This is a genomic window from Acinetobacter sp. Ver3 (assembly GCF_000632455.1).
Lineage (GTDB): Bacteria > Pseudomonadota > Gammaproteobacteria > Pseudomonadales > Moraxellaceae > Acinetobacter.
Map to the genome: position 1 here is coordinate 1 of NZ_JFYL01000205.1, position 294 is coordinate 294.

The following is a 294-nucleotide window of genomic DNA, read 5'->3' on the forward strand; positions in this document are numbered from 1 at the left end:
CTGCAACTGCATCATCCACACCATCTTCGTTTTCATCATTTACTGTTGGTAAGGTGATGTCGACTAGATCATCTAAGCGTGCATCCAATGCGTCTTTGTCTGCTCCTTCTGGAAGTGCATCAACTTTCGCTTGTGCATCTTCTTTAGCAGCAAGTGCATCATCACGTGCTTGAGTCAGCTCAGCAAGTTCTGTTGGCGTGATTAAACCATCTGATTCTGCATCTGCTAGTGCTTGCTCTGCCTCAGCATATGCTGCTTCAGCCGCCTCTACTGCCTCTGTTGCTTCTTCAAGTG

At 47.3% G+C, this 294-nt stretch carries 1 protein-coding gene; it reads right to left on the minus strand.

Annotated features, from left to right (window positions below):
- A partial coding sequence (locus CL42_RS17360; RefSeq protein ID WP_035271169.1) for a GA-like domain-containing protein occupies positions 1 to 294 on the minus strand: 294 nt, incomplete at both ends.